This is a genomic window from Aeromonas sp. FDAARGOS 1411 (genome assembly GCF_019047125.1).
In the GTDB taxonomy this organism is placed as follows: Bacteria; Pseudomonadota; Gammaproteobacteria; order Enterobacterales; family Aeromonadaceae; genus Aeromonas; species Aeromonas veronii.
In genome coordinates this window covers 4,190,266-4,216,490 of record NZ_CP077214.1, presented here as the reverse complement: position 1 = coordinate 4,216,490, position 26,225 = coordinate 4,190,266, and the positions used below count along the sequence as shown (strand labels likewise).

Genomic DNA, 26,225 nt, shown 5'->3' with positions numbered 1-26,225 from the left:
TTTATTCATAAGCAACGATGAAATTGGCGACGGCAGAATAGTCGCCAGGCTGGATGTTCTTGGCGGTCAATGCCGCTGGATGTCCTTCGACCCTGGCAAAAAATTGCAGCTCATTATCTGCCGCACCACCTAGCAGATAGCCGCGGGAGGCACTACCCAAATTCAGAGGTGATTGAGCCACGTCATACAGGCGGATGCCTGCCCCCCTGGCAATCCCGGCCGTGAATGCCAATCCGCCGCTGAGTTCGGTATCCTGCGAGCCAGTAAAGGTCACCTTGGCCATGCGGAAAATACCCGGCTTGCAATTGGTCAGACGAATGAAGAACGGCACTAGCTGTCCGACTCCGTTGGCATAGAGTTCCTTCACGTCAACTACCCCCATCTCGACCTCCTGATCAAGGGATTCAGGAGAAACCACACATGGCTGATCGATGATCCTGCCATGGAGATGAACCGTATTGCCAAGCAATTCCAGGTCATTGCTGGCACGAGGAGCCGCCGTCACGGCCAGCATCGGGCAAAGCGCCAAACCTATCCACAATGTCCGCAACATATTACAAATCCTCACTGGAACTCGGCAACGATGGTGGCAGTCGCATAGAAATCGCCCGCCGGAATATCTGCACCTGCTGGGGTTACCGGTGCCGCGATAAAGCCCCAGTCACCGATATTTCCCTGCATGGAAACCGGATAGAAGGTATTCAATTTCAGCTGAGAACCATCCAGCTGTTTGAATTTTATCCCTAAATCGGAAATAACATTTCCACCTTGATAGCCATCCCGAGTTGTCCGCAGATAGTCTTGACTGAAAGAGGTTGGTTTTCCAGAAATACCAAGATTGATCTTCAAAGCATCCCCTTCGAAAACACCACCACGGCATCGAAATGTCAGCGGAACCGTCTTTTCAAAGTTATTTCCATCCAATCCTGATCCTGGCAAATCACCAAACTCTACTTCAATCGTCTGCCCACCATTGATCACGCACTCTTCTGGTACATATAAAATTGCAGATGTAATCGTAATTCTAGACATTGGCAAATTATTAAAGTCTGTCGTTGTAGCCCCTAGACGGCCATACATCTCTACAACTTGACGATCTGATATTTGCACACCATTAATTATTTGTTTTCTCACGCGAAAAGTTACCTTTCCACGGCTACCGCTTTCGAAATTATTTATTCTTGTCTCTTTCCCTTTAGTACAAGAGTAATTTGGGTAATCGTTACTTTCATTCGGGAATGGGGCTGTAACAAATTTTTTCTTCCAACCGGCTATCCAAATTTCGACTTTCATATCCAAAAAGTCATTCAGTTTTACAAAACCATCACCAACTTGAGGCAAGCCATCCGTCATTGTTGCTTTATAGTACACTGGAGATTGTGGAATGCTTCTATCTGGGCAGGTAACGATACCTGAGTATTGCCCTCCCAAATTCCACTCAAATGCCTTGGTAGTAAAACCAGGTCTGTTTTGAATGTCAGCCTTGTCCAACGATATATAGTAATCATGGGTTGGGTTAGGCGTCACATAGCCATTTGCCAATGCCGTTCCTGCCAACAACATAAGACTTGAACAGAAGATAGAACGTAGCATAAGGCTTACTCGCTCTTCACGGCTTTACAGGCATTGCCTGTGCACTGGTATTTGATATCCATATATCCGCCGTAGTCATTGACATAGCTGATCACAAATTCGTTGCCCAGGGTTTCCGGGATAGTGACCGTCAGCTCTGACTTGGGAGAAACCATAAAGGCGGAGAACCCCTTGATAGTGGTCCGCTCCTTGCCCTGCGGATGACCCAGGCCCACGTAGGTGATGTAGTAAGGGGTCGGGTTGTTGACCTTGAGGGCTTTGCCCTGCTTGGTGATCAGCACCTGATCCTGCCAGACAGCCCCACGCTCAGGCAGAATGGCCTCGGGGCGGTAGAACAGCTTGATCTTGGACTGCACGGCAATCTGCATCACGTTGCTCTTCTCGCTCTTGGGCGGGATCTCGCGCAGGTTGAAGTAGTAGATGGACTCACGATCCTTGGGCAAGCTGTCGATGGCCGGCACACTGGCGATGCGCACGATGGACTTCTGGTTGGCATCCACCCGCTGTACCGGCGGCAGCACCACGAAGGGAGAAGAGATCTTCTGGCCTTGGGCATCTTCAATCCAGGCCTGCGCCAAGTAGGGCAGCTTCTGGTTCTCGTTCTTGATGTTGAGGCTGATGGACTTTGCGCCGCCCGGATAAACGGCACGAGTACGATCCAGCACAATGGCGGCACTGACGTTGAGTGAGGTCATGCCAAGCGCAGCCAGACAGATATAAGAGAGCAGCTTTTTCATCGGTATCCCATTACTTGCAAGTGAGAGTCTTCATCGACAGATCGGTTACTTGTTGCGGCGCCACTATCTTGCACTGGCGGGCCCCGCCCCAGGAGAGTTCAAACGCTTCATTCGGTTTCACCCCGGTCAGATATACCAGGCCATCTTCATCCACCACCGAGAGCACACGGCCGGAATCCTTGACGACGGTGGCACCAAACGGCGGCACTGAGCCATCGGGTAGTCTGACATTGGCCAGCAGCTTGAACCCTTCCGCAATTTCGAAAGCATTATACCCAATTGCGCCCTCGGTCAGGGTCCCCTGCTTGATGGCATTCATCGCATCGATGTCGTCGCTCAGCTGATCCACATCGACCCGGGTATCGCTCTTGCGATAGTCGGTCATGTCGCTGATCACCGCGACGCCAAAGCGGTTGGTCACGGCGCGGCCATTGTTGAAAGAGACGCCGGAGGTATTGTCGGTATCCACCATCATGCGGGTACCGCCACGACGTGTCGCCTGGTGCAGGGCTGCACCGTGCTGGGTCGCCGTCAGACCACCACGCAGGCTGGCACCAACCGAGGTGTATTCGCTCTGCACGCTGTAGGCATTGAGGCTGACCGCACCGATGTCGCTGTTGTGGTTGTAGTAACCCCGCGCCACGGCGTGGCCGTTGCTCTGCACACCCGCCCCCAGCTGATAGGTATCATCCGGTCGACTGTAGTCCTGATAGGTGGCCAGGTGAGTCACCTTGCCGTTGGAGGACTGCACGCTGTATCCCGCGCTCTTTCTGTCCCCGATCGGCATGCTCAGGGTCAGCATGACGCTCTTGTCATCCTCGTAGTTCTCGGTCTTGGTCTTGTAGGCCGACACATAGACGGAGACATCCTTGAAACTGCCGATGTTCACGTTCTTGTTGATAGTGAGGCCGTATCGATCCTCGGCATCGTGTTCCCAGTAGGTTCTGTGGGTGTAGTCCAGATAAACCGTCAGCGCCTTGGCCGCATCCTCCGCCCAGAAGGTCTTGTTGGCGGTGATGGTGTAGAGCTCCTTGTCACCCCAGGTGTTGTAGTCATCACTCGAGGTCGTAGTGTTGTTCTCCAACCGATCCTTGTTATTGAGGAACTGCGACATGGTCATGAAGTCATGTTGGGAGAAGCGATAACCCGCGAAAGTGATCGAGCTGTTGTATTCATCAAACTGCTTGGCGTAGTTCACCCGTACCGACTGGCCAATCTTGGTCGACAGTCCCGGCAACTTGGCGATGGACTGGGTCAGGTCGGCGGAAATAGCGCCGAAGGCATAGAGATCACGACCGATACCCAATCCCATGGAGTTGTATTCACCCGCAATCAGGCTGCCGCCGTACAGCGACCAGGAGTTCGCCACCCCCCAGGAGAAATCACCGGTCACAAAGGCAGGGCCGTGCACATCGTGCACCGAATCCGTCTGTTCGGAAGGCGCACCAACCGCCAGGTTGTATCGAACATAGCCAGGGCGTGTCAGGTAGGGAACAGTTGCCGTGTCTACCTGGAACGAATTGACACTGCCATCTTGCTCCTCTACCCGTACATCGAGACGGCCGCGCACCGAGCTGTCCAGACCCTGGATGCGAAACGGGCCCGCCGGCACGTTGGTTTCATAGATGATCCGGCCGGACTGGGAGATGGTGACCTTGGCGTTGGTCTTGGCAATACCGCTCACTTCCGGCGCATAACCCTGCAGGCTAGGTGGCAGCATGCGCTCGTCATTGGCCAGGTTGACGCCGGTATAGCGGAAACCATCGATCAACTGGGAGTTGAGCTGCTGCTCACCCACTGTCAGCTTGGCGGCCATGTTCGGCAACGGACGATAGGCATATATACGGTTCAACTCGGTCGATGTCCGCTCATTGTCGCCCCAGTAAGAGCTGGCCTGATAGTCACCCCGCAGACGCCAGGCGCCGTAGTTGAACCCCAGCGTACCATAGCTGCTGATGTTGTGTTTGGAGTAACCATCGCCTTCGTTGACTTGGGCGTTAATGTTGTAATCAAGCATCATCCCCGGGATCCCTTCATCCCATTGCTCGGGCGGAATCCAGTTGGGATCGCTGTACTTCATCCACGCCTGAGGGATGGCAATGCGCAGCAAGCCGTTACCGATATCGTTCGAGATCACTACGCCGTCCAGCGCCAACAGGTTGGCACACTGGCCATCGTGCCAGGTATCGATCTTGGCGATGGCCTCGTCGGTCAGCGCCAGCTTGGGGGTCACGTCTTGCGGCAGGCAGGCGACCCCACCCTTTCCCTTGCCAGTATCGCTCTCGTAGAAAGGGATTTTCTGCAGGGGCAGCTTGTTCTTGTTGACCTCGATCTCGAGGTAGTAGTCGCCGGGCAGGATGTAGCCTTCGTCGGCAAACTGGGAGAGGTCGATCTTGGTCCGCTCATCCAGATCGAGCGCATCAATATTAAACTCCGTTTCTGCCCATACGTGATTTGCCACCGCCATCAGGCCGGGCACGCATAGCATAAAAGCCATTTTTGAATAATGTTTTTTTCTCACAGAGTCTGATGTTGAAACGCTCATATTTTCACTCTAGGAATTGCATAAAGGTCTCACGTAATGAGGTATCTACACTAAGCAATTGGTTTGCTTACATATAATTGAGTTCTAACAGCGTCGTACTGTCCGGAAAAAACAGCTGACTGCTGATGAGCCCCAAATTGAATTCCAGATCACTGTTGACGATATCCGAGACAATAAAGAGCTCACCGGATACCTTGTGATATTGACCGTTATTGAGAATGCCCAGCTCATCGCTCATGGCACCACGCACGGACATGGAAATAAAAGGCAGTGATGCCACCGTCGCTCCGTCAACCTGACAACCGCTGATTTTCAACGTGCCCGGTTGCTGAGCCTGCAGTGGAATGCTGCGCAGCACCTCCAGCGTACAGCCCGATTCGGCTAGTCCATCCGTTAGTTCGTTGGCGTGGACTGATCCCGCCATCATCACCAGCTGCAGCACCATGGCCGCCATCATTGAAGTTTTCATGATTAGGGTTCGATGTGAGGAAACAGAATGTGTGAAGTTGTGGTGGCTCGCACCACCACAACCCTTGTCACACGTTAAGGCACTCTATTACTCGTAGGAGAGAGTAAAGTTGGTCACTGCAGTGAAAGCACCGGCTTTCAGCGGGTTGGTGTCTTGGCTTGCATAGCCTTTCAGCACGGCGCTAAAGGGCAACTCGTTGTCACCGTTGACCAGGCCGAAGGCGGCAGTCGGGGTACCCAGTACGATCGGAGCACCGCCCGGAGCAGTCATCTTGATACCGGCACCCGCGGCGTCACCACCACCGATCACCAGCAGGCTGGAGTCTACCGGGTCTTTGGCACCACTGAAGGTCACCTTGACGGCATCTTCCTTGTCAGAGATTTCACAGTTCAGCAGCTTGATGCTGAACGGCTTGGAGCTGGACTCACCACCGTTGGCCAGCTCTTTGGTGCTGATCTGGCCCATTTCAACTACCTGGTCAACAGACTCAGGGGCTACAGAGCAAGGGGCGTTGATGATTTCACCGTTAAAAGTGACTTTACCGGAACCGGCACCACCAGCAGCAAAAGCGGAGCCACACAGCAGCATGGAACCAACACCCATAGCAACCAGAATTTTATTAGCTTTCATTCGTTTATACCTACATTAACGTGTGTTGTACTGCATCACTCCAATCATGCTGGAGTCACGATATTAAGTGATGCCGCGATATACTGCACAGCAACTGTTGGCGCTCGTCTCTCATTAAGCCGATGAGAAGTCATGCCAATAATAAACTGTGCCTCTTCAGGTTTATTTAAATAAGCAAAAGCAGCACACCGCATCAGGGGTAGTTCCCGCTACACCTCAACTGCACAACTACATACATCCTTGTCGTCTGTGCAGAAAACCGCATTCCGCTTTTGCTTGACGAACAAATTAACGACTCGTTTGATGCACATCAAATACATTTTGATTTATATAAATTTTTTTATAAACACTTAAAAAACATGAGCTTACAAAACACCCACAACACTTGCAGATATCATCAAACAAATAAACATCATATAAAACACATCTATTTCAATATGGTCAGGCTGTGAATTTAAAATTATCATCAGCAACATAACAAAAACACAACAAAAATAACCTCTGCAGTTTCAGTAATAGTTATCAACCACTTCATAAACCGCCCCCTAAAGAGGCAATCAGGCAATCAGGCAATCAGGCAATCAGGCAATCAGGCAATCAGGCAATCAGGCAATCAGGCAATCAGGCAATCAGGCAATCAGGCAATCAGGCAATCAGGCAATCAGGCAATCAGGCAATCAGGCAATCAGGCAATCAGGCAATCAGGCAATCAGGCAATCAGGCAATCAGGCAATCAGGCAATCAGGCAATCAGGCAATCAGGCAATCAAATTATTGGCAGTCCACACATAAATATACATCTACTACATTACATATTAATCATAGATATGACGCGCTAATATAGAGGCTTGCCCGCAATATTCACAGGCAAGGTTTGAGATAAAAAAATAAATATACGTTATTAATTATGCAGACTAACTGTGAGCCATCTCTCATGATTTTTAAGCCGATTGATTTCTCAAAGTGGAGTGTTATCATCTAGACATAGAGTAAAGGGCAAACCGATCGAAAGGTCGGGACGCAAAGCCACCGGTCTAAGGGTTTTGATACCTAAGACAGCGGAGCTGCCATCTGAGAAGAGTGATGTTATTGTCGATTTATGGCATTACTCTTTGATTGCGTTGCCCTTTTCGTACAACACCTGTGACGAAAAGGACATAGATATGAAAGCTCAACACACCGCCTCCCGTTTAGTTCGCAAGACAGTTTTCTCTGTATGCACCTCCTTGCTGCTTGGTACCGCCTTGTTGCCATCCACAGCTTCTGCGGCTGATGGCTCAGTGACGTTTACTGGCACTATCTATGAAACTCCATGTGATTTTTCTGACAGCAGCGTGACCTGCTATTCAGGCATGAACAAGCAAACCATGCCTTTGGCTCACTTGCAGCAAGCCGGTCAAATCAGCTCAATTAGCAGCACTATCAGCTACAAAGTGACCAATGCCAGCAACATGGCGATCGTGACTGTCAGCTATCTCTGATGACTCATCTGTAGTGACGCTGAAATTGGCGCGAAACAGATGAGCAGGTGGTGTTGAAAGCAACTCTTATCAGGTCGCCTGTGCTACCCATACAGGCGGCCAATATCTTTTCATCCCGCCTCCTCACGAACAAATAGCTGGTTTTGCTGATTGAGTCACAAGTCATCATGCGCCCAGATAATGTGGCTTAAGCCATAGGAACATCTCGCTTTTCCTGGCCATTTGCTGCATGTCTCGTGTTGATTAAAGGAGATCTGACTCTCACTTTACACAACTAACAACTTCTTCAATAAAGTCGCATATGAGCCCTCACTACGGCAGCAGGAGTTCAAAAACAGCAAGCATATAAATCAGCGCTATACCATTGATTTATATGTCATTTAAAAAAATCATTGATATCCCTTTGAGTCCCTGTAAATTACCTTGCGATTACTTGCAAGACAATACACAAACAACAACAAAGGGATAAAAATGAACCGTTCAGGTACCGGGTGGCTGCTGCTGGCAGGCCCCCTGCTTTTGGCTACATCCTCGGCGCAAGCCAACTACTCCCCCAATGACTGGCGACAGTATCAGCTGACTGGCGAATCGAGCCGGCAACTGGCCGCTCGCATCACCGAAATCACCTACGAGCTCAAGGCGCGCAGCAGCAATGCTCCTTACCAGCAGCTTAGGGTCTACCGTCGCTTCGACTGGCAGAGCAGCGATCTCGCCGCACTGGCCGAGCAGCAGTGTGGCGAGCCGCAGCTCAAGGTAGATGCGGGCTGGCAGATCCGCTTCGTGCGCTGTGAAGATCGGATTCCTGCGGGCAAGCTGATCCCGGCCAGCAGTTATGACTTTGGTTATGGCCTCAAGCAGGGTCGCTGGGAGCAGCTGGCGGGCACGCCGACCGCCCAGCGGCAGGATCGTCTGCCGCTGCCACAAGCCATCATCCTGGGTCAGAGCGAAAGGGAGCTGGATCGCTGCAAACTCAACGCGCAGGGCCGCTGCACCGAGTCAGAGTGGCACTATCAGCCGCAGGATTGGCAGCAGTTGCAGGTACTTGAAGAGACCCCGAGCGAGCGGGATGGCCGGTTGGAGCAGATCTTCTTCCGTCTGCAACCGGTGGCAGGCACTCAGGCTGCCGCTCAGGTCAGCGAGATCCACGTCTGGCGCCGCTATCAGTGGCAGCTGGATCAGCTCACGCCTCGGCAGGAGTGTGATGAGCCGCAGGAGCGCAAGGAGGGGAGCAACACCATCCGCTATCGCATCTGTCGTCAGGTGATCCCCGCTGGCAGCGAGGTTCAGGTAACGTTGCAAGATAGCGGCTACCAATACCCGGTCGCCGGCGGCGAGTGGCAACCCCTGCCAGAGAGCAAAGAGTGGCAGGAGAGTCGGGTGCTCAATCGCCCCATCGTGCTGGCCAGCAAGGAGGAGCAGCTGGAGTGTCGCCGCGCCAACGGTCGTCTCTGCTCCGAGCCAGAGCAGCCCGATGTGGATCTGCTCGACAGCGATGCCGCCAAACTGGTGGCCGACGTGAGCGGCCAGAACAGCCCTGCCTGGCAGGCGGATTACGGCCACGATGACGCCAAGCTGATGGCGGTGGTGCGCGGCATGCGTGCTCTGCTGGCGGCCAACCAGCCAACCCATCCGGCAATGGACAAGCTGCTCTACTATGTGCGCGCCCACAACTACCACGGCGGCGTTGGTAAAGAGAGTGATCAGGCTGCCCGGGCACTGGCCGGGGTGATGATTGATCTGCTTAACCATCCCCTGCTGCTGGGAGCTGAACCACAGGATCAGGCTGGCACAGTGCTGGAAGCCTGGAGCGTAGCGGCGCAGGGACAACTTGGCCAAGCCGCCTTCCGCCAGAGTGCCGCCCCCATGCTGGTCCAGCTCAACCAGGCGCTCGGCTATGCGGTGCAACATGCGGCGCAGATCAATGGCCACAAACCCTGGGCCGATGGCCTGTTCGAGCTGCTCAATCTGGTCGATCAGAGCGCCTCTTACGGTCAGCAGGCTGACTTCAGCGCAGCTGTGCTGCAACAAGAAGCGGCATTGCGCCAGAGCCTGCTGCAACTGGGCCTGAGCGAGCTGGCCCTCTGGAAACAGCGCGATGGCTCACGGGATCTGTTTATCTTCAACAACATCCTCGATGCCCACAGCCGCCTCTACCAGATGATGCGCTACCTCCATCACACCAGCCCGGATAAGGCGATCGCCTATCGCCAACAGCTGGATCGCGATGTCATCGCCATCATGCGCCAGCAGGGACTGGTCCCGGGCGGCCAGCATCCGGCCTCCATGCTGGAAGAGGTCTCCCTGACCCTCTCCAGCTACTACTTCACCTACACGGATCGCACCAGCGAAGCCTGTGTCAGCGGCGAGTTCGCCGGGCTTTGTACCCCGATCCGCATGGAAGATATTCTGCCGTTCGAGCACACCTGCTCACCCACCCTGCGTCTGCGCGCCCAGGATCTGACCTTGGCTCAGGCCGAAGGGATCTGCCGCGAGCTGGGTGATGAAGAGCAGCGCTTCCACCAGCAGATGGAGACAGGCTGGCAACCGGTGGCCGATGATCACAACGAAGCGCTGGAGCTGGTGATCTTCAACTCCTCCGCCGACTGGGGCCGCTACGGCAGCGCGCTGTTTGGCGTATCCACCGACAATGGCGGCATCTATATCGAGGGGGATCCGGCTCGCCCCGACAATCAGGCCCGCTTCTTCGCCTATGAGGCGGAGTGGAAACGCCCTGCCTTCCAGGTGTGGAACCTGCGCCACGAGTACGTTCACTATCTGGATGGCCGCTTCAACCAGTACGGCAGCTTCGGCCACTATCCGCTCAACCGCACTACCTGGTGGGCAGAGGGGATTGCAGAGTACATCGCCCACGGCCAGTGCTTTGCCCGGGGTCTGGATAACGTGGCAAACCGCCCCGCCAACCAGCGTCCGACACTGGCGGCGATCCTCCACCTTGACTACGACCAGGGTGGCGAGATGGTCTACTCCTGGTCCTATACCGTGCACCGTTTCCTCAACGATACCGGTCGCGGCGCCAGCTGGCTGGCGCTGGCACAGGCGCTGCGTAATCCGGATCGCCAGCAGGCGATGAGCAACTTCGAAGGGGAGCTGGACCGGCTGATCGCCAACGACAGCGACGCCTATCAGGCGTGGCTCGCCCGGGATCTGCTGCCCTGGTGGCAAGCCAACAAGGAGTCAGACGCCTGCAAGGGTAACGACTCCGCCCACTGATAGACCTTCACCTAACAGAGGGGCTGCCACCGCAGCCCCTCTCTTTATCCTCCCGCTCTCCCGGCCTCTGCTGCGACAACCTCTGCCCGAATGAGGTGCCCGCCCGTTATCAAGCCTGACGCCAGCGGCCGAGTTGTAATAGAATGCCGATAGCCACTCCCAACTTCAGACCCTGACCGCACCGCGCATGAAGAAGTTTTCCAAGATCCTCCTCGCCTGCCTCGTTTTGCTGCTGGCCCTGATTGCCATGCTGCTGGGCTACAGCGAGTGGATCGTCTCGGATGCCCGTCACTACACCTACGATCAGGTGGACAAGGTGCCCTACAACCGGGTTGCGGTGGTGCTGGGTACCTCCAAATATCTCTCCGGTGGCGGCCCCAACCACTACTTCAAATACCGCATCAAGGCGGCGGCCGAGCTCTACAACAATGCCAAGGTGGACTTCATCATCGTCTCCGGTGACAACGCCACCGTGCAGTACAACGAGCCACGCCAGATGCGCCGCGCCCTGATCAAGGCGGGCATCCCCGCCTCCGCCATCTATATGGATTTCGCCGGATTCCGCACCCTCGACTCAGTTGTTCGCGCCAAAGAGGTGTTCGGCCAGGATCGCTTTACCGTGGTCTCCCAGGGCTTTCATAACGAGCGGGCCATTTTCATCGCCCGCCATTTCGGTATCGATGCGGTCGGCTTCAATGCCGAGGATCCCAGCGCCTATCAGGGGATCCGCACCCGGGTGCGGGAAGTCTTTGCCCGCCTGATGGGGCTGCTCGACCTCTATGTACTGGACAAGGGGCCCAAGTTCCTCGGCGCTCCTGTGCCCATCGGTCTGCCTGTGCCTTGCCAGTCACTGAGCACCATCGGCAGCCTGCAACCCTGCCTCAAACAGCCCAAACCGGCGGTGGATGAGGCCAAGCCAGCGGCAGTCTCTGCCGCGGTTGCCACCGAGTCAGCAACTTCGTCTGCCTCGGCCACGACTGAACAAGTCACTCCTGCTTTATCCGCAGCGGCAACGACTGATCCGGTCACTCCCGCCAAATCCGCGGCAGAAACCACCGCAGAGGCGCCCAGCGCGGCCTTGCCCACATTGCCGATGACCCCTTCAGCCGCCAGCGTCAGCACTGCCACACCATAAACAGACGACCCGCCAACTGGCGGGTCTTGTTATTACAGCGCGGGTTGTGGCGGCTGTACTGCAAACCAATTCCCAGCGGCCAAGTCAGCCTCGCACCGCCTGATAGCGGCGGGCCACTTCGGCCCAATCCACCACCTGATAGAAGGCTGCGATATAGTCAGGACGCTTGTTCTGGTACTTGAGATAGTAGGCGTGCTCCCACACATCCAGCCCCAGGATCGGGGTATGGCCATGCATCAGGGGACTATCCTGATTGGCACTGCTCTCCACCTGCAATCTGCCCGCCTTGTCCACCACCAGCCAGGCCCAGCCGCTGCCAAAGCGGCTCAGAGCCGCCTGAGTGAAAGCCTGCTTGAAGGCATCGAATCCCCCCAATTCCCGCTCGATGGCCAGAGCCAGTTCACCATCCGGCTCACCGCCCCCCTGCGGGCTCATCACCAGCCAGAACAGGGAGTGATTGGCATGGCCGCCACCATGGTTGCGGACCGCCCCCTGCAAGGTGGCAGGCAGAGTATCGAAGCGGCGCAGCAGAGCCTCTACCGGCATTGCGGCCAGCTCGGGCACCCCTTCCAGCGCGGCGTTGAGGTTGTTGATATAGGTCTGGTGATGACGGCTGTGGTGGATCTCCATGGTCAGTGCATCGATATGGGGTTCCAGTGCGTCGTAGGCATAGTTCAGGGCTGGCAGGGTATGGCTCATGATGACCTCTGTTCGGATTAATGGAGCCGGGATGAGGGCTCGCTCTGACACAGGCAGTGACCGAGCGAACGCATGATCCCGGCGTGGCTGCCGTGGCGCTGTACGAACGTCAGCAACTCGGCACGGGTTGTGCGGGTATGGCGCAAAGCAGCCTCTCGCAGGCGAGAGGAGCAAGCGGGGGAGTGACAGGTCGCCAGCAGGCAGTCGTGCACATAGCAGAGCAGGTCGGCGGCGCGATCGGGCAGAGTCATGGCCACCAGCAGATCCGCCAGATTGTGGTGAGCCACAACCAGCGCCGCCACCGCCTCATCGGCGTCATGCCACTGCACCAATTGCTGACGAGCCAGCCACAGCGCCTGCTGATAATGGGCCAACGCCTGATGATACTCGCCGCAGTCAAACAGCCGGTTGCCCTCTCTGGTCTGCTGTTTCCAGTGACTCATGCTGCTGCCACCTTCGGTCGACTCGACCCACCCCTTCACCCAGGTTGCTGTCATATACTTCACACCAACAAATGATAATAATTATCATTACATAGATCATATCCGGGAGACAAGGGGCGTCGGGAATCACAGCAAACAGCCAAAACAGCGCGGCCACCCCTTGGCAAGGAGTGGCCGCTTGAGGCAACCAATCAGTGGATTCGACCGGCCAATGGCAAGTTAACGGCAGGTCAGATGTTGTTGGCTGGCGAAGGCGGGGCGATCCCCAGCAGCATATGGTCCATCATCCCCACCATGCGCCCTATCTCGGGCTTGGTGATGGTATCGTTGGCCCCCAATTGCAGCGCTTTCTGGCGGTTGTCATCGCTCATCAGGGAGGAGAACATCACGATGGGCATCTCCTTGTAGGAGGGGGTGTCCCGCAGCCGCTTGAGCAGGTGCATGCCATCCATGCGCGGCATCTCCACATCAGTGATCACCGCGTTGACGAAGCCGGTCACCGGCATTCTCTCCTCCTGGGCAAGGCGATCGAAATCCGTCATCATCTCCAGCCCCTCTCCCCCGTCCTTGGCCGTGATCACGTTGTAGCCAGCGGTGCGCAGGGTGGTCTCGATCATCTTGCGGATAAAGGCCGAGTCGTCCACCACCAGAATGGTTTTTCCCTGGCGCAGCGCCATCATGCGATCGTCGATGAGCACCTTGCGGTCCTGAGTGACATCGTACTTCTCCATGCTGAGCTCGGGGTTGATATCGGCGATGATCTTCTCGAAATCGAGGATCATGATGAGGTTGCCATCGCGCCTGACCACGGCCACCACGCAGTCGTTCTCCCCCGCTTCCAGAAACTGGCTGGGGGACTCCACATCCTCCCAGGAGACCCGATGGATCCTGCTGACACTGTCGATCAGAAAGCCGTTGGCCATCTTGTTGAAATCGGTGACGATCACCACCTTGTGGCTGTGGTCAGGGTTGGTTTTGATGCCGAGCCAGCCCGCCAGATCCACCAGCGGAATGAGGCGATCCCGCAGGGAGAAGACCCCTACCATATGGCGCTGGGCATTGGGGTAATCTGTGGTCTCCGGCACCCGGATCACCTCGCGCACCTTGGCGACGTTGATTCCGTAATAAGCGGTTTTTTCACGGCCGTCCGGTAGCTGCTTCTTGAGGTGAAACTCGATGATCTCAAGCTCGTTGGTGCCACTTTCGGTCAGGATAGATTTACGCTCTTCCCCATCTTTGGACATCATGGTGACTCTCATTCTGGTTGCGCGGGCAGCAGACCGCTGCGGTTTTCCCTCAGTATAGGAATGGAATTCACCCAGCGGCTCGGATCTCGGCAAGATTGCAGCGTTAACCGCTTGATCCCGCAGGCTGGCGGGATCGTATCTGCCAATCAGGACAAATCCATGCGCTGATAAGGAGCCAGAGATGAGTGAAGGTGTCGTCGTGATTGGCGCTTCTGGCGGTATCGGGGCGGCGCTGGTCGCACACTGGTTGGCGGCGGGTGTCGGGCCCGTGATTGCCATCAGCCGTCAGCCCGCACCAGCAGGAACCTCTTCGCCAGCCCTGCACTGGCTATGTTGTGACTACAGCGATGAGCAGATGACAGAAGTGGTGGCCCGCATCGCGGAATTGGCGCCGCGACCCCATCGGGTGGTGATCTGCAACGGCATCCTGCATCAGGGGGAGATCCAGCCGGAGAAGCGACTCGAAGCAATCAATCTCGATGCCATGACCCGCCTCTACCAGACCAACGCCCTACTGCCGCTGCGCTGGATCAGCCAGCTGTTACCGCTGTTTGGCCGCGAGCCTTGCACTTTGGCCGTTCTCAGCGCTCGTGTCGGCAGCATTGGCGACAACCGAGCGGGCGGCTGGTATGGCTATCGTGCATCCAAGGCCGCCCTCAACATGCTGCTCAGGTGTGCCGCCATCGAGCTGGCCCGGCGGGCCCCCAGCGTCAAATTGCTGGCCTTCCATCCCGGCACCGTGGATACCCAACTCTCCCGCCCGTTTCGCACCAATGTACCGGCGGGAAATGTGCAGAGTCCCGAGCTGGTAGCCGACCATCTGATTAACCTGATGAACCGGCTGCAACCGGATGGCGAGCTGAGCTTTCTCGACTGGCAGGGCAAACCTATCGAGTGGTAGAGGAACTCAAGAGACGCGCCAGCAGCGCCCGCAAACTCTTGATCACGGCGGGCTTGCCCGCCAGTTGCAACCTCGCAGCCAGTCTTCCCCAGTCGGCATATTGCCAGATGGCTGCGATCAGCAGATAACGCTCGTCAGGAGTCAGTGAAGCCAACACAGCCAGATTGCGCGCCAGCCACAACTGCAGGCTGCATTGGCTCAGTTCAAACGGCTTGTGATGATGGGCAAAGCACTCAACCTCATCGCGCTCGAACTCGCCAAGCTCCGCTGCGGTAACGATGCTGCCTTGCAGACATTGCCATACCAGCTCGGGATCCAATCCTTTCAACTCACCCGCCAGCAGGGTCGGCAGCTGGCGAACAAAACGCTGCTGCCACTGATCCAACTCGGGCTCATGTCCGGGTTTCAGCGCTTTGAGCAGCAGGGCTGCGTGGCAGCCGCTGGCGGCATCCCGTTGCAGGCCGATGCGCAGCACCGTCAGTCCTGCCTTGCGCCAGAAGGGGAGCAGGTCGGCGCTGGCCGAAAAGGCCGAGCCGAGGTAGTCGATGCCAATCTGACGATAGTGCTCCTCAAGCTTGCCAAGCAGCAGCGAACCCAGTCCGTGCCGATGCAGCTCGGGGTGGATGGCGATACGCATCACCCGGGCGTAGCTGCGCCCCCCCGCCGTTTTAAAACCGGCGTGGGCCAGCAGCGACTGGGGCAGCAGATGGCCGCGCGGACGGCGGCGACCGGCCCAGATCGCCTCGGCCAGTTCGGGCTCTATCTCCCCTTCACGCGCCACCAGCGCCACACCCAGCAGGCTCGCATCCTGCTCCAGCAGATGGATGTCGAGATCCGGGCTCTCCAGCAGGGATCTGAGATCGCTCGGCGTGGTCTGGTAGTGAGCCAGCACCAACAGGCCGAACAGCTGGTTGAGCAACGCCTCGTCGTTCGCCAGCGCCTCCTGACTGACCAGACGCCAGCTTGAGTTGCTCGGCGACATAGGCGCTGCCACTTCGGCATTGAGGCCGAGCAGGCGGAAAATCAGCGGCTCCAGCGGATCACGCTCACTCCAGCGAATGGGTTCAGAGAGGCGGATCTCCTGCCACTCCGGGGTCTGGCTATCGAGCACCCGTTTGAAGCGCAGGTGAAAACCGCGCCCCGTCCCCTCGTAACCGTGCTCGGTGGTGGCAAACACGATGCGGCTGTGACGGGCCAGCATGTCCTCAAGCAGCGGGGTCGGAATGGCGGCCGCTTCATCCACCAGCAGCAGATCGGGATTCATCGCCTCGTGCACCAACCGATCTGGCGAACAGTAGCTCAGCCCAGTCAGTTGTTCTGGCGTGCAATCAAGCCCACGAGCAGCGTGGGCAAACAGAGTGGCGACCGTTGCCTGCGAGGGAGCCGTCACCACTATGTTCAGCCCGGGTTGCTGGCGCAGCAGCTCGGCGGCGGCCAGCCCCAGCAGCGCACTCTTGCCACGACCGCGGTCGGCGCTCAGCACCAGCGGTCGACGACGATGGCCGTGCAACACCTTGTGGATGGCGGGCAGTGCCCGTGCCTGATCGCAACTCAGCCTGCGCTCCGGCCCAAGCGGTTGCCACGGCTGCGAGCAAACCGGCGGATCCAGCGAGAGGGCAGGATCCCCGTCCAGCAACCGCACCAGCCGGGCGATAAAGCCGTGACCGGCCCGACTGGCCTCCTCCGGCTGGGCCACCAGCCGAATCCGGTCGAGGTCCGGCCATGCGGGCCACTCTGCTCTGGGTGGGGTCAGCAGCAACAGCCAGCCACCGGCGCGCAGAGTGCCCGCCAGCGCCCCGAAGGCGTCGGGATGAAAGCCGCTGAAGGCGTTGAACACCAGCGTGTCGCACTCCTGACCGAGCCGCTGCAACGCCTTGGCGGCGGGTTGCGGGGCATAACACTCGGGCCCGGCCCCCAGCCAAAAAACGGTCTCACCGAGCAGGGATTGGGCGCGGGCAATGCAGTCAGGCTCCTCCCCCTCCAGCCAGATCAGGCGCCGCTCGCCGGCGCGGGCCAGCGCCTCGCGCAGGCAGTGGATCTCAGGCGGCGTCATGAAGCCTGGCTGTCAGCCGGTTTGCGGGGCTCGAACATGCGATCCCCCATCTGATCGATAAAGGTGTGGGCCTTCTGCACCATGAAGCGCTCGGCATCGGCCGGATTGGCAAACAGATCGGAGCGGATAAAGCGGTGGGTTTGCAGCACGCCGTCCAGCTCCTTGGTGATGCGGCCCGCCAGCCGATACTGGCCACCTTCTGCCATGGGCTCCGGATAGATGAGATAGCCGGCATATTCGGTGGGAGTGACTTCCGGCGCCTTGGTCGGCTCGCCCCCGAACAGGGCGCTGAACAGTTTCTTGAGCATGGTGATCTCCTCTGGTTGCCAGCATTGTCCCCAAGGGGTTGCACAGTGGCAAGCAGGGGATCTTATTACCAATGGTTATTTGCACTACGAACCATTCTCATTTAGATTTCATTTAATTTCAGCGCGAGGTAACCACCATGTATGTCTGTTTGTGCCGCGGCATCACAGATACCCAGATCCGCAAAGCGGTGCAGTCAGGTAAAAGCGAATTCCGCCAGCTCAAGCAGTCGCTCGAGGTGGGCGCCCAGTGCGGCAAGTGCGTACGCATGACCATGGAGATCATTGCCGCCGAGCTCGACAAGATGGAGCAGGAGCAACCCGTGCTCTACTACGAAGTGGCCTGATCCGGACACCTCTTTTCTGATGCGACCCGCCAACAGGGTCACCCCTTTTCTCAGGCGAGCTAGCTCGCCAGACCTCTTGTTGTCACTTTTCTGGACTAAGCTCTAACGATCGGAGCCTCAGGCACGAACCAAGGAGCACTGTCGATGAAAGGAGATCCCAAGATCATTGCCCACCTCAACAAGGTGCTGGCCAATGAGCTGATTGCCATCAACCAATACTTCCTGCACGCCCGCATCTACGATGACTGGGGCCTCAAGGCGCTCGGGCACAAGGAGTATCACGAGTCCATCGATGAGATGAAACACGCCGACGAGCTGGTCAAACGCGTGCTGTTTCTCGAAGGGCTGCCCAATTTGCAGGATCTGGGCAAGCTACGTATCGGTGAAACGGTGGAAGAAATGCTGCGCTGCGACCTCTCGCTGGAGATGGATGCCATCCCCGACCTCAAGGTAGCCATCGCCTATGCCGAGTCGGTGCAGGACTACATCAGCCGCGACCTGTTCCAGGAGATTCTGGAGGATGAGGAGGAGCACGTGGACTGGCTGGAGACCCAGCTAGACCTTATCGATCGCATCGGGCTGGAGAACTACCAGCAGTCGCAACTGCACCACGGCTCCTGAGCCCGCAGGCCAGCAAGCAAAGAGACCCGCCAGCGCGGGTCCCTTTATTTGGACCGCCATATTTGAGTCGCATGACCCGAAAACTTTTCGACAGGATCACAGTTAATACGCCCAACACAGCATCTGGCATGGCTTTCGATTAGGATACGACTCTCTTCCAATAACAATGCTACGGACGATTTCCATGGAACAGATTGCACGCGAGATGGCGCCCCACAAACGGGTGGCACTGGTGGCTCACGACAACATGAAGACCCCTCTGCTGAACTGGGTAATGCGCCGCAAGGAGGAGCTCAAGCTCCACCATCTCTATGCGACCGGCACCACCGGCACCATGCTCGGCAAGAAGGCACAACTGCCCATCACCTGCCTCTTCTCCGGCCCCATGGGGGGCGACCAGCAGCTTGGCGCCCTGATCGCCGAAGGGAAGATCGACGTACTGATCTTCTTCTGGGATCCCCTCAATGCGGTGCCGCACGATCCGGACGTGAAGGCGCTGCTGCGCCTCGCGGCAGTCTGGAACATCCCGGTCGCCACCAACGAAGCGACCGCCGACTTCATCATGGACAGCCCCCATATGCGGCAAGCGTTCAGCGTACAGATCCCGGATTACGCCGGTTATCTGAAGGCGCGCACCGAGTGATCGGCTAACCCGTCATGCAAGAGGGCCGCAACAAGCGGCCCTCTTTAATTGGGAAAATGCATCAGCCAGGGACACAAACCGGCGCCGGCTTATAGCGCGCGGGCGAGAATGCGTGCCACCCGATCCGGGTCGATATCCTGCTGCTCACCGAGCGCGGTGCGCCCCACCCGTTTGAGGTTGGAGCAGACCGCCGGAATGCAGCTTTCGCTGAGGCCATAGTCGGCCAGCCGGGTACCCAATCCCATCTTCTGGAAGAACTGCTCGGTACGGATGATCGCCTCTTCGATGCGCAGGGCCTTGTCCTCGCGGGTCGAATGCCACACCCGCTCGGCAAACTGGGCCAGCTTGTCCTGCTTCTGGCTCGCCCGCTCACGCAGCAGTGAGGGTAGCACCACCGCCAAGCTCTGGCCGTGATCCAGCCCGTAGAGCGCCGTCAGCTGATGGCCGATGGCGTGAGAGGCCCAATCCTGCGGGACTCCGCAACCGATAAGGCCGTTGAGCGCCAGACTGGCCGCCCACATCAGATTGGCCCGCACCTGATAGTTGGTTGGCTCCGCCAGCGCCTTGGGGCCGTTCTCCACCAGCACCTGCAGCAAGCCTTCCGCCAGCCGATCCTGTACCTCGCCTCCCACCGGAAAGGTGAGGTACTGCTCGGCAATATGGACGAAGGCATCCACCACTCCATTACCGGTCTGGCGCGGCGGCAGACTGTAGGTGGTCGCCGGATCGAGCACCGCAAATTGCGGCTGCACCAGCGGGCTTCTGAAGGAGATCTTCACATCCCCCCGGCTCACCACCGAGGTAGGATTGCTCTCGGAGCCGGTGGCTGGCAGGGTCAGCACACAGCCCATCGGCAGCGCCTTGTGCACGCTCGCCTGCTTGCCGCAGATATCCCAGGGATCATCCCCCTCATAGCAGGCGGCCGCCGCGACAAACTTGGTGCCATCCACTACCGAGCCGCCACCGACCGCCAGCAGGAAGTCGATGCGCTCGCGCTTCACCTGCGCCACCGCCTCCATCAACAGCTCGAATCTGGGGTTGGCGCCGATGCCGGAGAACTCCTGCCACGTCACCCCTTCCAGCGCCCGGGTCAGCTGCTCATAGACGCCGTTTTGATTGATGCTGCCGCCACCGTAGAGCACTAGCAGCCGGCTGCCGGACGGGATCAGTTCGGGCAGGCTGGCGATCTGCCCCTCGCCGAAACAGATGCGGGTCGGATTGGCATATTGGAAGTTGTACACGGCGGACTCCTCGACTGGCTCAATGCGCGGACATTGTGCGCCTGTGGGGAGGTGAGGTCAAAAGAGGTGGCAGAAGCTTGCCCATCGGCGGTCGACACTGGCCCATCGGTGCCGACCGGGTAGATCTCAGAACAGCGGCAGGATCAGGCAGTTTTGGCCTCATCTTTGGATGAGCTCTTCTTGCCGGTCAGGCGATCCATCGCCTCCTTGAGCATCGCCTCTCGCTGTTCGTTGAGCGGCTTGCTCTGCTCCGCCCGCTCTTCCGGCGTCAGCTTCTTGTTATCGGCGATGGTCTTGAGCTTCTCTTCGATCTCGTTGAACTTCTTGCGATCGAAACCGAGCGCCTTGTCCACCAGTTGCTGCACCACGCCCCCCTTGTCGGAGCTCATATCCAGCGCCGGTGGCAACTTGTTGTTCTTGGCCAGATGTTCGTAGGTCAGCACCTGCTGGGCCTGACCGGTCATGCGCTGGGTGGAGAGGCTGACCATCTCCTCCCAGCCACCGCCCTGACCGCCGCTACTGGCACTGTTGAGGGTAGCGAGGGCGCGGTTGTTGGAGGCGCTCTGGGCAAGCTGCTGGCTGTAGGGTTTGATATCCATGGGGGCTCCAATTCAGTGCGCATCTGCGGCAATGGGCACAGGCTGATCCGGTCACATGGGGCGTCAGGCCCCACCATTATCAATTAAACTAGCAAGTTACAGGCCAACTTGTCAGATGTTGCAAGATCCCGCGCTATGGCGGATCTCACCACGCCCCACACGCAAGGCTGGCGTCAGAATCATGACTCATCTGCTGCCGGCTCTCGCTGTTTTGGCACATTTCGCCGTCCACGCGCCACGATGCCAGAGAAAAGTCAGGAACCGCAGCTCGATCACAAAATAAACAACCACTCGGGAATACAATTTTGGCGCACATCACAACCAGCCAGCCGTGTCATGGATGATCTGTTCGAAAAACCAATAACAGGCAGACCAATCTGTCGTGCTCACTCCGCTGCCAGTTCGGAGTTGCAGCCTCCCCACACCTCATCCCCTCGTCTGACTCTCACTCACCGCAACCCTTCGGGTACACCTATGAAAAAACACACCTTGAGTCTTCTCTCCGCCACCCTGCTCACCCTGCTTGGCACCAGTGCCGACGCCTGTACCGGTCTTATCGTCGGCAAGGGGGCCAGTGCCGATGGCAGCGTGATGATCGCCAGAAACGAGGATTTTGGCGTCAACAACTGGAACAAGTACCTCGCCTTCCGGCCCGCGCAGCAGAACGAGGGCAAACTCTGGAAACTGGGCAACGGGCTGGAAGTGCCGATGCCAAAGGCGTTTTTCGCCTACTCAGCCATTCGTGACTGGGATGCGACGTCCAGCGACCCGGACGGCAAGTATTACGAGGAGCGCGGCATCAACGAGTTCAACGTCGCCATTTCGGCCACCACCAGTGCCGAGGTCAACGACAAGGCCCAGAAAGCAGATCCGCTGATCGAGAAGGGAGTGATTGAAGCTATCATCCCGACCCTGATCCTGCCGCAGGCCAAGACGGCCAAAGAGGGGGTCGAGCTGCTTGGCCACTATGTGGAGCAATATGGCGCCGGTGAGGGCAACAGCCTCTATCTGGCGGATGTGAACGAGGCCTGGCTGATGGAGATCGGCTCCGGCCACCACTGGATCGCAGTGCGGGTGCCGGACGACAGCTACGCCATGGTGGCCAACGGCCTGCGAATCCACGGCGTCAATCTCGACAGCGCCGATGTGCTGCACTCGCCCAAGCTGCTGGAGTTCGTGCGCGAGCACAAACTGCTGGATAACGCCGACCCGAAAGATTTCAACTTCGCCAAGGCGTTCGGGGTGATTGCCGATCCCTACAACGTGGATCGGGAGTGGCTCGGCCAGAACATGCTGACGGCCTCCCACAAACAAGCGACCCGGCAGGCGCAATATCCGCTGTTTATGAAGCCGGATGCCCCCATCGCCGTGCCGGACGTGGCCTGGCTGCTGAGCGCCACCTATGAGGGCACGCCGCTCGCGGGCAAGGCGGAGCGGCCGATCCGGGTCGATCGCCAGCTGGAATCCCACGTCATCCAGCTGCGCAAGGAGATGCCCAAAGAGCTGCAGGGATTGATCTGGCAGAGCTACGGCGTGCTGGCCGAATCTGTGATGGTGCCGCTCTACAACACCCTAGAATCCTACCCCCTGCCCTATCACACCGGTAGCGACAGCTACTCCGATGATTCCGCCTACTGGCAGTTCCGCAGCCTGACCGCGCTGGCCAGCGCCGATCCGGACAAGTACCTGCCGCTACTGCGCGGCGTCTGGAGCAAAGAGAGCCGCAAGCTCTACAAGGAGGTAGCGCTGCTCGACAAGAGCCTGAAACAGGCCTACGCCAGCGACAAAGCTACCGCCATCGGGCTGGCCGCCGACTACTCCTATGGCCAGTTGGAGCAGACCTATCAGATGGCCAAAGCGCTGCGCTACAAGCTGATGACGGATCTCACCAAGCGCACCGAGAAGAAGTACTCGCCGGAAGAGTTCAAGAAGATCATGAGCCTGTGACCGGCTCGCCAACGCAAAGAGGCTCCCACGGGAGCCTCTTTGTTTCAACCAATGCAGCGATCAGCGACGGCTGATATTGAGCGGGCCGAAGGTCTGGGCCACCGGCATGATCTCGATGCTGTTGATGTTGACGTGGGCCGGTTGCTGGCTCACCCAGAGCACGGTATTGGCGATATCTTCCGGCTGGATAGCCTCCACCCCCTGATAGACGGTGGCCGCCTTGGCGTCGTCACCGTGGAAGCGCACGTTGGAGAACTCGGTGCCGCCGCACAGGCCCGGCTCCACGTTGGTGACGCGGATGGCGGTGCCCGCCAGATCGGCACGCAGGTTGAGGCTGAACTGCTTCACAAACGCCTTGGTGGCGCCGTAGACGTTGCCGCCCGGATAGGGGTAGGTACCGGCGATGGAGCCGATGTTGATGACATGGCCGCGATTGCGCGCCACCATGCCCGGCAGCAGCAAGCGGGTGAGCAGGGTCAGACCGCTGATGTTGGTGGCTATCATCTGCTCCCAATCTTCCAGATCCGCCTTATGAGCCGGCTCCAGCCCCAGCGCCAGACCGGCGTTGTTGACCAGCAGATCCACCTCGTTCCAGGCGGCTGGCAGGCCGGCGATAGCGGCGCGGGTAGCCGCCTTGTCCTGCACGTCGAACGCCAGCGGCAGGAACTGCTCGCCCAACTCGTCCGCCAGCGCAGCGAGCCGCTCGGCGCGGCGACCGGTACCGATCACCTTGTAGCCCGCCTGCACCAGCTGGCGGCTGATGGCTTCACCAAAACCGGACGAGGCGCCCGTTACCATTGCAATCATCTGAACCTCCATATCTACACCGATATTGTTATTTATCTGTTTGAATCTATTCAGATTCATTCATCGCTCAATTCACGTCCGGTCGCCTTGCGCCAGACAAATACCACCAGATGGAGCAGCAACAGGCCCGAGCCACCCAGCGCAAACAGCAGGCCGGTGAGAGCGTTGACCGAGGTGTCGGCGCCGCACCACCACCAGACCAGCCAGCCAATCAGGCCGATGACGAAGGTCTGGCCAGCGCAGACCGGACAGCGCCCCAGCTTGGCCCTGATGGCGGTGGCAAGACAGTTGTCGCAGCTCATCCTGCTCCTCGATTCTGCTCGTTCAACATGATCAGTTGGCCTGTGCAGAGGGCTTGCGCGCCTGAGTGCGAGCCACTCTGCGCCGCTCACGCTCCTCGTCGCTCACCAGCGGCAGCACCAGCCGGTGGGCGTGCTGGTCGCGGCCATAGTAGTCCGCCAGCCGCTGCTGGGGACGAAATCCCAATCCCTGATAGAGCGCCAGCGCCTCTGCGTTGGCATCCCCCACTTCGAGGCGAATCGCCCCCCAGCCAGCGGCCTTGCCCTCGCGGATCACCTGCTCCAGCAGACGGCGGGCCCAGCCCAGACGACGCACTGTCCAGCGGATGGCCAGCGCCTGAATGACCAGCCGATCCCAGCCTCTGTGCTCCAGCAGGCAGAGATAGCCCATCAGCTGATGTTTCTCGTCCAGCAGCAACAGGGTACGCCCCTTGGCGTGGGCCAGCAGATAGTGCCAGCGGCTGCGGCCAAAGGCGACTTCGGGGGGAAAACAGTAGCGTTCCAGATTAACGATGGCGCCCAGATCATCGGTTCGGGCCGCACGTACGGTCAACACGGGGAGTCCTTGTTCAGTTATTTATCCTCAGCACCAAAAATGCGACTTGTATCACAAGTTACCAAGGCGTCATATTAGGCACTGTAACCTCTTGTTTCCCCTCGCGCCATTGTCGTGCTTGTCGGTGCATCGAAGCCCACTGGGGATCCTGCCTGTTCAGGCAGTCTGATCTGTGGAGCCGAAAATATGAGTACCTATGTCATCGTCGAAGAGCTGGGCGACTGGCCTTGCCATGCCGATTATCTGCTGACCGCCCGCACCTATCTGCAACATGGCGTGCCGACTACCGGCGGCCGACCCCGCATCATCAACCTCTGCCGCAATCTGGAGCACCTGAGCGCAGGCTACTACTGCTCGCTGCTGGCCCAGGCCCGCGGCCACCACTGCCTGCCGGGTCTGCAGGCCATCAGCCGACTGCAACCCCAGCAGCCACCGGCCAAGCTGTGGCGCAAGGCGCAAGGGTGGCTGGCCCAGCAGAGCGAGGATCGGATTAGAGTCCGCGCCATCTTCGGCCAGTGTGAACAGAGCGAGCTGGCGGGGCTGGCCCGCTACTACTATGGCCTGAGCCAGTTGCCGCTGCAGGAGCTGACCCTCAAGCGCGGCCGCCACGGCTGGTCGGTGCGCCAGCAGCAGAGCCTGTCGCCACTGGCGCTGAGCCCAAGCGAGAAAGAGTTGATGCTGCACCACGCCCAGGCGCTGGTGGGCACCGGCGATGAGGAGCAGGCGGCGCCGCTCTACCAGCTCGCTATTCTGGTGGATCCCGATGATGGCCGTGCCAGCAGTGACGGGCTGGCGCTGGAGCGCTTTATCCGGGCAGCTGCCGCCCAGGGGATCCGGGCCGAGATCCTGCCACCGTCCGCCATCGAGCGGCTGCCGGAGTTCGACACCCTCTGGCTGCGTGCCGAAACCGCGGTCGGCCACTACACCTTCGAATTTGCCCACCGTGCCGAACAGCTCAAGATGCCGGTGATCGACAGCTCCCGCGCCATCCTCGCCTGCAGCAACAAGCTCTACCTCTACGAGCTGATGGTGCGCAGCGGCGTGCCCATGCCGCCCACCATGGTGGTCACCCGCCGCGGCCGCCACCATGTGGATGAGCTGGTACAGCGGCTCGGCCTGCCGCTGATGGTGAAGGTGCCCGACGGGGCACAGGGGCGCGATCTCGCCATGGCCAGCGACGAGCAACAGCTGGCCCGCCTGCTGGACGAGGGGCTGGGCCGCTCCGCCCTGCTGCTGGTGCAGAGCCGGATCCCCGCCGAGTTCGACTGGCGCATCGGCTTTCTCGACGGCTCGCCGCTGTTTGCCTGCCGCCGCTACCGGCCCGAACCCGGCAATCGTATTCGCCGCCGCAAGCACCCCCTCGACATGAGCCGCATCGAGGCGCTGCCACTCAACGAGGTGCCGGAACGGGTACTGCAGACCGCCCGCCGTGCCGTGCATCAGCTCGGCAATGGCCTCTACGGGCTCGATTTGCGCCAGCAAGGGCGTGATTGCGTGCTGCTGGAGATAGTCGACAACCCCTGGATCCGCGGCGATATCGAAGACAAGGAGGCGCAGGATCTCTACGAGCGACTGGCCCGCGCCTTCCGCCAGCGGCTGGAAAACCGGGGCCAGACCACCGTATAACCCCGCCATGACCTTGTCACCCACAATGACAGAGAGGGCCCCGCGACGGGGCCCTCTCTCATATCAAAGCG

25 protein-coding genes and 1 riboswitch are annotated in these 26,225 nt (G+C 58.6%); of the genes, 9 read left to right on the top strand and 16 right to left on the bottom strand.

Annotated elements, in window-relative coordinates; genetic code table 11:
- Position 1: 1 nt before the first annotated feature.
- The 6 genes from I6L41_RS19180 to I6L41_RS19155 form a co-directional block, all read right to left on the bottom strand.
- Positions 2–553, bottom strand: coding sequence for a fimbrial protein (locus I6L41_RS19180; RefSeq protein ID WP_019445472.1), 552 nt, complete (start codon positions 551–553; stop codon positions 2–4).
- An 11-nt stretch (positions 554–564) separates the two neighbouring features.
- Positions 565–1,593, bottom strand: coding sequence for a fimbrial protein (locus tag I6L41_RS19175; RefSeq protein ID WP_216960674.1), 1,029 nt, complete (start codon positions 1,591–1,593; stop codon positions 565–567).
- A gap of 5 nt (positions 1,594–1,598) precedes the next feature.
- A complete protein-coding gene (locus I6L41_RS19170; protein ID WP_139741653.1) occupies positions 1,599–2,330 on the bottom strand; it encodes a molecular chaperone in 732 nt (243 codons plus the stop codon).
- 10 nt (positions 2,331–2,340) lie between these two features.
- Positions 2,341–4,875, bottom strand: coding sequence for a fimbria/pilus outer membrane usher protein (locus I6L41_RS19165; RefSeq protein WP_216960670.1), 2,535 nt, complete (start codon positions 4,873–4,875; stop codon positions 2,341–2,343).
- Positions 4,876–4,942: 67 nt separating this feature from the next.
- Positions 4,943–5,332 carry a hypothetical protein gene (locus I6L41_RS19160; protein WP_216964005.1) on the bottom strand — a complete coding sequence of 130 codons (390 nt, stop codon included), beginning with the start codon at positions 5,330–5,332 and terminating at the stop codon, positions 4,943–4,945.
- 99 nt (positions 5,333–5,431) lie between these two features.
- Entirely contained in the window at positions 5,432–5,974 is a 543-nt protein-coding gene (locus I6L41_RS19155) for a fimbrial protein (protein ID WP_005354944.1), read from the bottom strand.
- Between the two features lie 984 nt (positions 5,975–6,958).
- Positions 6,959–7,045: riboswitch (cyclic di-GMP riboswitch) on the top strand.
- Positions 7,046–7,136: 91 nt separating this feature from the next.
- Here I6L41_RS19155 and I6L41_RS19150 point away from each other — a divergent pair.
- From I6L41_RS19150 to I6L41_RS19140, 3 genes are all read left to right on the top strand, one after another.
- Positions 7,137–7,454, top strand: coding sequence for a fimbrial protein (locus tag I6L41_RS19150; protein ID WP_216960666.1), 318 nt, complete (start codon positions 7,137–7,139; stop codon positions 7,452–7,454).
- A 471-nt stretch (positions 7,455–7,925) separates the two neighbouring features.
- On the top strand, positions 7,926–10,685 hold the full coding sequence (locus I6L41_RS19145; protein ID WP_216960663.1) for a collagenase: 2,760 nt from the start codon (positions 7,926–7,928) through the stop codon (positions 10,683–10,685).
- Positions 10,686–10,872: 187 nt separating this feature from the next.
- Positions 10,873–11,820: a vancomycin high temperature exclusion protein gene (locus tag I6L41_RS19140; protein WP_216960660.1), complete on the top strand. Its 948-nt coding sequence runs from the start codon at positions 10,873–10,875 to the stop codon at positions 11,818–11,820.
- 84 nt (positions 11,821–11,904) lie between these two features.
- On the opposite strand, the gene I6L41_RS19135 is transcribed toward I6L41_RS19140, so the two are convergent.
- The 3 genes from I6L41_RS19135 to I6L41_RS19125 form a co-directional block, all read right to left on the bottom strand.
- Entirely contained in the window at positions 11,905–12,519 is a 615-nt protein-coding gene (locus I6L41_RS19135; protein WP_203118341.1) for a superoxide dismutase, read from the bottom strand.
- Positions 12,520–12,536: 17 nt separating this feature from the next.
- Entirely contained in the window at positions 12,537–13,016 is a 480-nt protein-coding gene (locus tag I6L41_RS19130; RefSeq protein ID WP_005354955.1) for a hypothetical protein, read from the bottom strand.
- Between the two features lie 176 nt (positions 13,017–13,192).
- A complete protein-coding gene (locus tag I6L41_RS19125; protein ID WP_203118340.1) occupies positions 13,193–14,209 on the bottom strand; it encodes a chemotaxis protein in 1,017 nt (338 codons plus the stop codon).
- 181 nt (positions 14,210–14,390) lie between these two features.
- Between I6L41_RS19125 and I6L41_RS19120 the strand changes: the two genes are divergently transcribed.
- Positions 14,391–15,110, top strand: a complete 720-nt coding sequence (locus I6L41_RS19120) for an SDR family NAD(P)-dependent oxidoreductase (RefSeq protein WP_216960657.1) — start codon at positions 14,391–14,393, stop codon at positions 15,108–15,110.
- Here I6L41_RS19120 and I6L41_RS19115 read toward each other — a convergent pair.
- Together I6L41_RS19115 and I6L41_RS19110 are read right to left on the bottom strand one after the other, a co-directional pair.
- Positions 15,097–17,163, bottom strand: coding sequence for a tRNA(Met) cytidine acetyltransferase TmcA (locus I6L41_RS19115; RefSeq protein ID WP_216960654.1), 2,067 nt, complete (start codon positions 17,161–17,163; stop codon positions 15,097–15,099). The genes I6L41_RS19120 and I6L41_RS19115 overlap by 14 nt on opposite strands.
- On the bottom strand, positions 17,160–17,471 hold the full coding sequence (locus I6L41_RS19110) for an HlyU family transcriptional regulator (RefSeq protein WP_005354958.1): 312 nt from the start codon (positions 17,469–17,471) through the stop codon (positions 17,160–17,162). Before I6L41_RS19110 ends, I6L41_RS19115 begins: the two co-directional genes overlap by 4 nt.
- A 137-nt stretch (positions 17,472–17,608) precedes the next feature.
- On the opposite strand from I6L41_RS19110, the gene I6L41_RS19105 reads away from it, so the two are divergent.
- From I6L41_RS19105 to I6L41_RS19095, 3 genes are all read left to right on the top strand, one after another.
- Positions 17,609–17,815, top strand: a complete 207-nt coding sequence (locus I6L41_RS19105; RefSeq protein ID WP_005335965.1) for a bacterioferritin-associated ferredoxin — start codon at positions 17,609–17,611, stop codon at positions 17,813–17,815.
- 144 nt (positions 17,816–17,959) lie between these two features.
- Entirely contained in the window at positions 17,960–18,436 is a 477-nt protein-coding gene (gene bfr, locus I6L41_RS19100) for a bacterioferritin (RefSeq protein WP_005354959.1), read from the top strand.
- A gap of 184 nt (positions 18,437–18,620) precedes the next feature.
- Positions 18,621–19,079 carry a methylglyoxal synthase gene (locus I6L41_RS19095; RefSeq protein ID WP_005363178.1) on the top strand — a complete coding sequence of 153 codons (459 nt, stop codon included), beginning with the start codon at positions 18,621–18,623 and terminating at the stop codon, positions 19,077–19,079.
- Positions 19,080–19,168: 89 nt separating this feature from the next.
- On the opposite strand, the gene I6L41_RS19090 is transcribed toward I6L41_RS19095, so the two are convergent.
- Both I6L41_RS19090 and I6L41_RS19085 read right to left on the bottom strand, forming a co-directional pair.
- Positions 19,169–20,320: an iron-containing alcohol dehydrogenase gene (locus tag I6L41_RS19090; protein ID WP_216960652.1), complete on the bottom strand. Its 1,152-nt coding sequence runs from the start codon at positions 20,318–20,320 to the stop codon at positions 19,169–19,171.
- Between the two features lie 143 nt (positions 20,321–20,463).
- Positions 20,464–20,919 carry a hypothetical protein gene (locus tag I6L41_RS19085; protein WP_019446593.1) on the bottom strand — a complete coding sequence of 152 codons (456 nt, stop codon included), beginning with the start codon at positions 20,917–20,919 and terminating at the stop codon, positions 20,464–20,466.
- A gap of 474 nt (positions 20,920–21,393) precedes the next feature.
- On the opposite strand from I6L41_RS19085, the gene I6L41_RS19080 reads away from it, so the two are divergent.
- Entirely contained in the window at positions 21,394–22,866 is a 1,473-nt protein-coding gene (locus I6L41_RS19080) for a C69 family dipeptidase (RefSeq protein ID WP_216960650.1), read from the top strand.
- Between the two features lie 60 nt (positions 22,867–22,926).
- On the opposite strand, the gene I6L41_RS19075 is transcribed toward I6L41_RS19080, so the two are convergent.
- The 3 genes from I6L41_RS19075 to I6L41_RS19065 are packed head-to-tail and all read right to left on the bottom strand — an operon-like array spanning position 22,927 to position 24,528.
- On the bottom strand, positions 22,927–23,673 hold the full coding sequence (locus I6L41_RS19075; RefSeq protein WP_216960648.1) for an SDR family oxidoreductase: 747 nt from the start codon (positions 23,671–23,673) through the stop codon (positions 22,927–22,929).
- 56 nt (positions 23,674–23,729) lie between these two features.
- Positions 23,730–23,975 (bottom strand): DUF3624 domain-containing protein, encoded by a 246-nt coding sequence (locus I6L41_RS19070; RefSeq protein ID WP_005363187.1) that lies wholly within the window; start codon positions 23,973–23,975, stop codon positions 23,730–23,732.
- A gap of 31 nt (positions 23,976–24,006) precedes the next feature.
- Positions 24,007–24,528 carry a GNAT family N-acetyltransferase gene (locus I6L41_RS19065; protein ID WP_069526949.1) on the bottom strand — a complete coding sequence of 174 codons (522 nt, stop codon included), beginning with the start codon at positions 24,526–24,528 and terminating at the stop codon, positions 24,007–24,009.
- Between the two features lie 186 nt (positions 24,529–24,714).
- On the opposite strand from I6L41_RS19065, the gene I6L41_RS19060 reads away from it, so the two are divergent.
- Positions 24,715–26,154, top strand: coding sequence for a RimK family protein (locus tag I6L41_RS19060; protein ID WP_111901505.1), 1,440 nt, complete (start codon positions 24,715–24,717; stop codon positions 26,152–26,154).
- Positions 26,155–26,225: the final 71 nt, after the last annotated feature.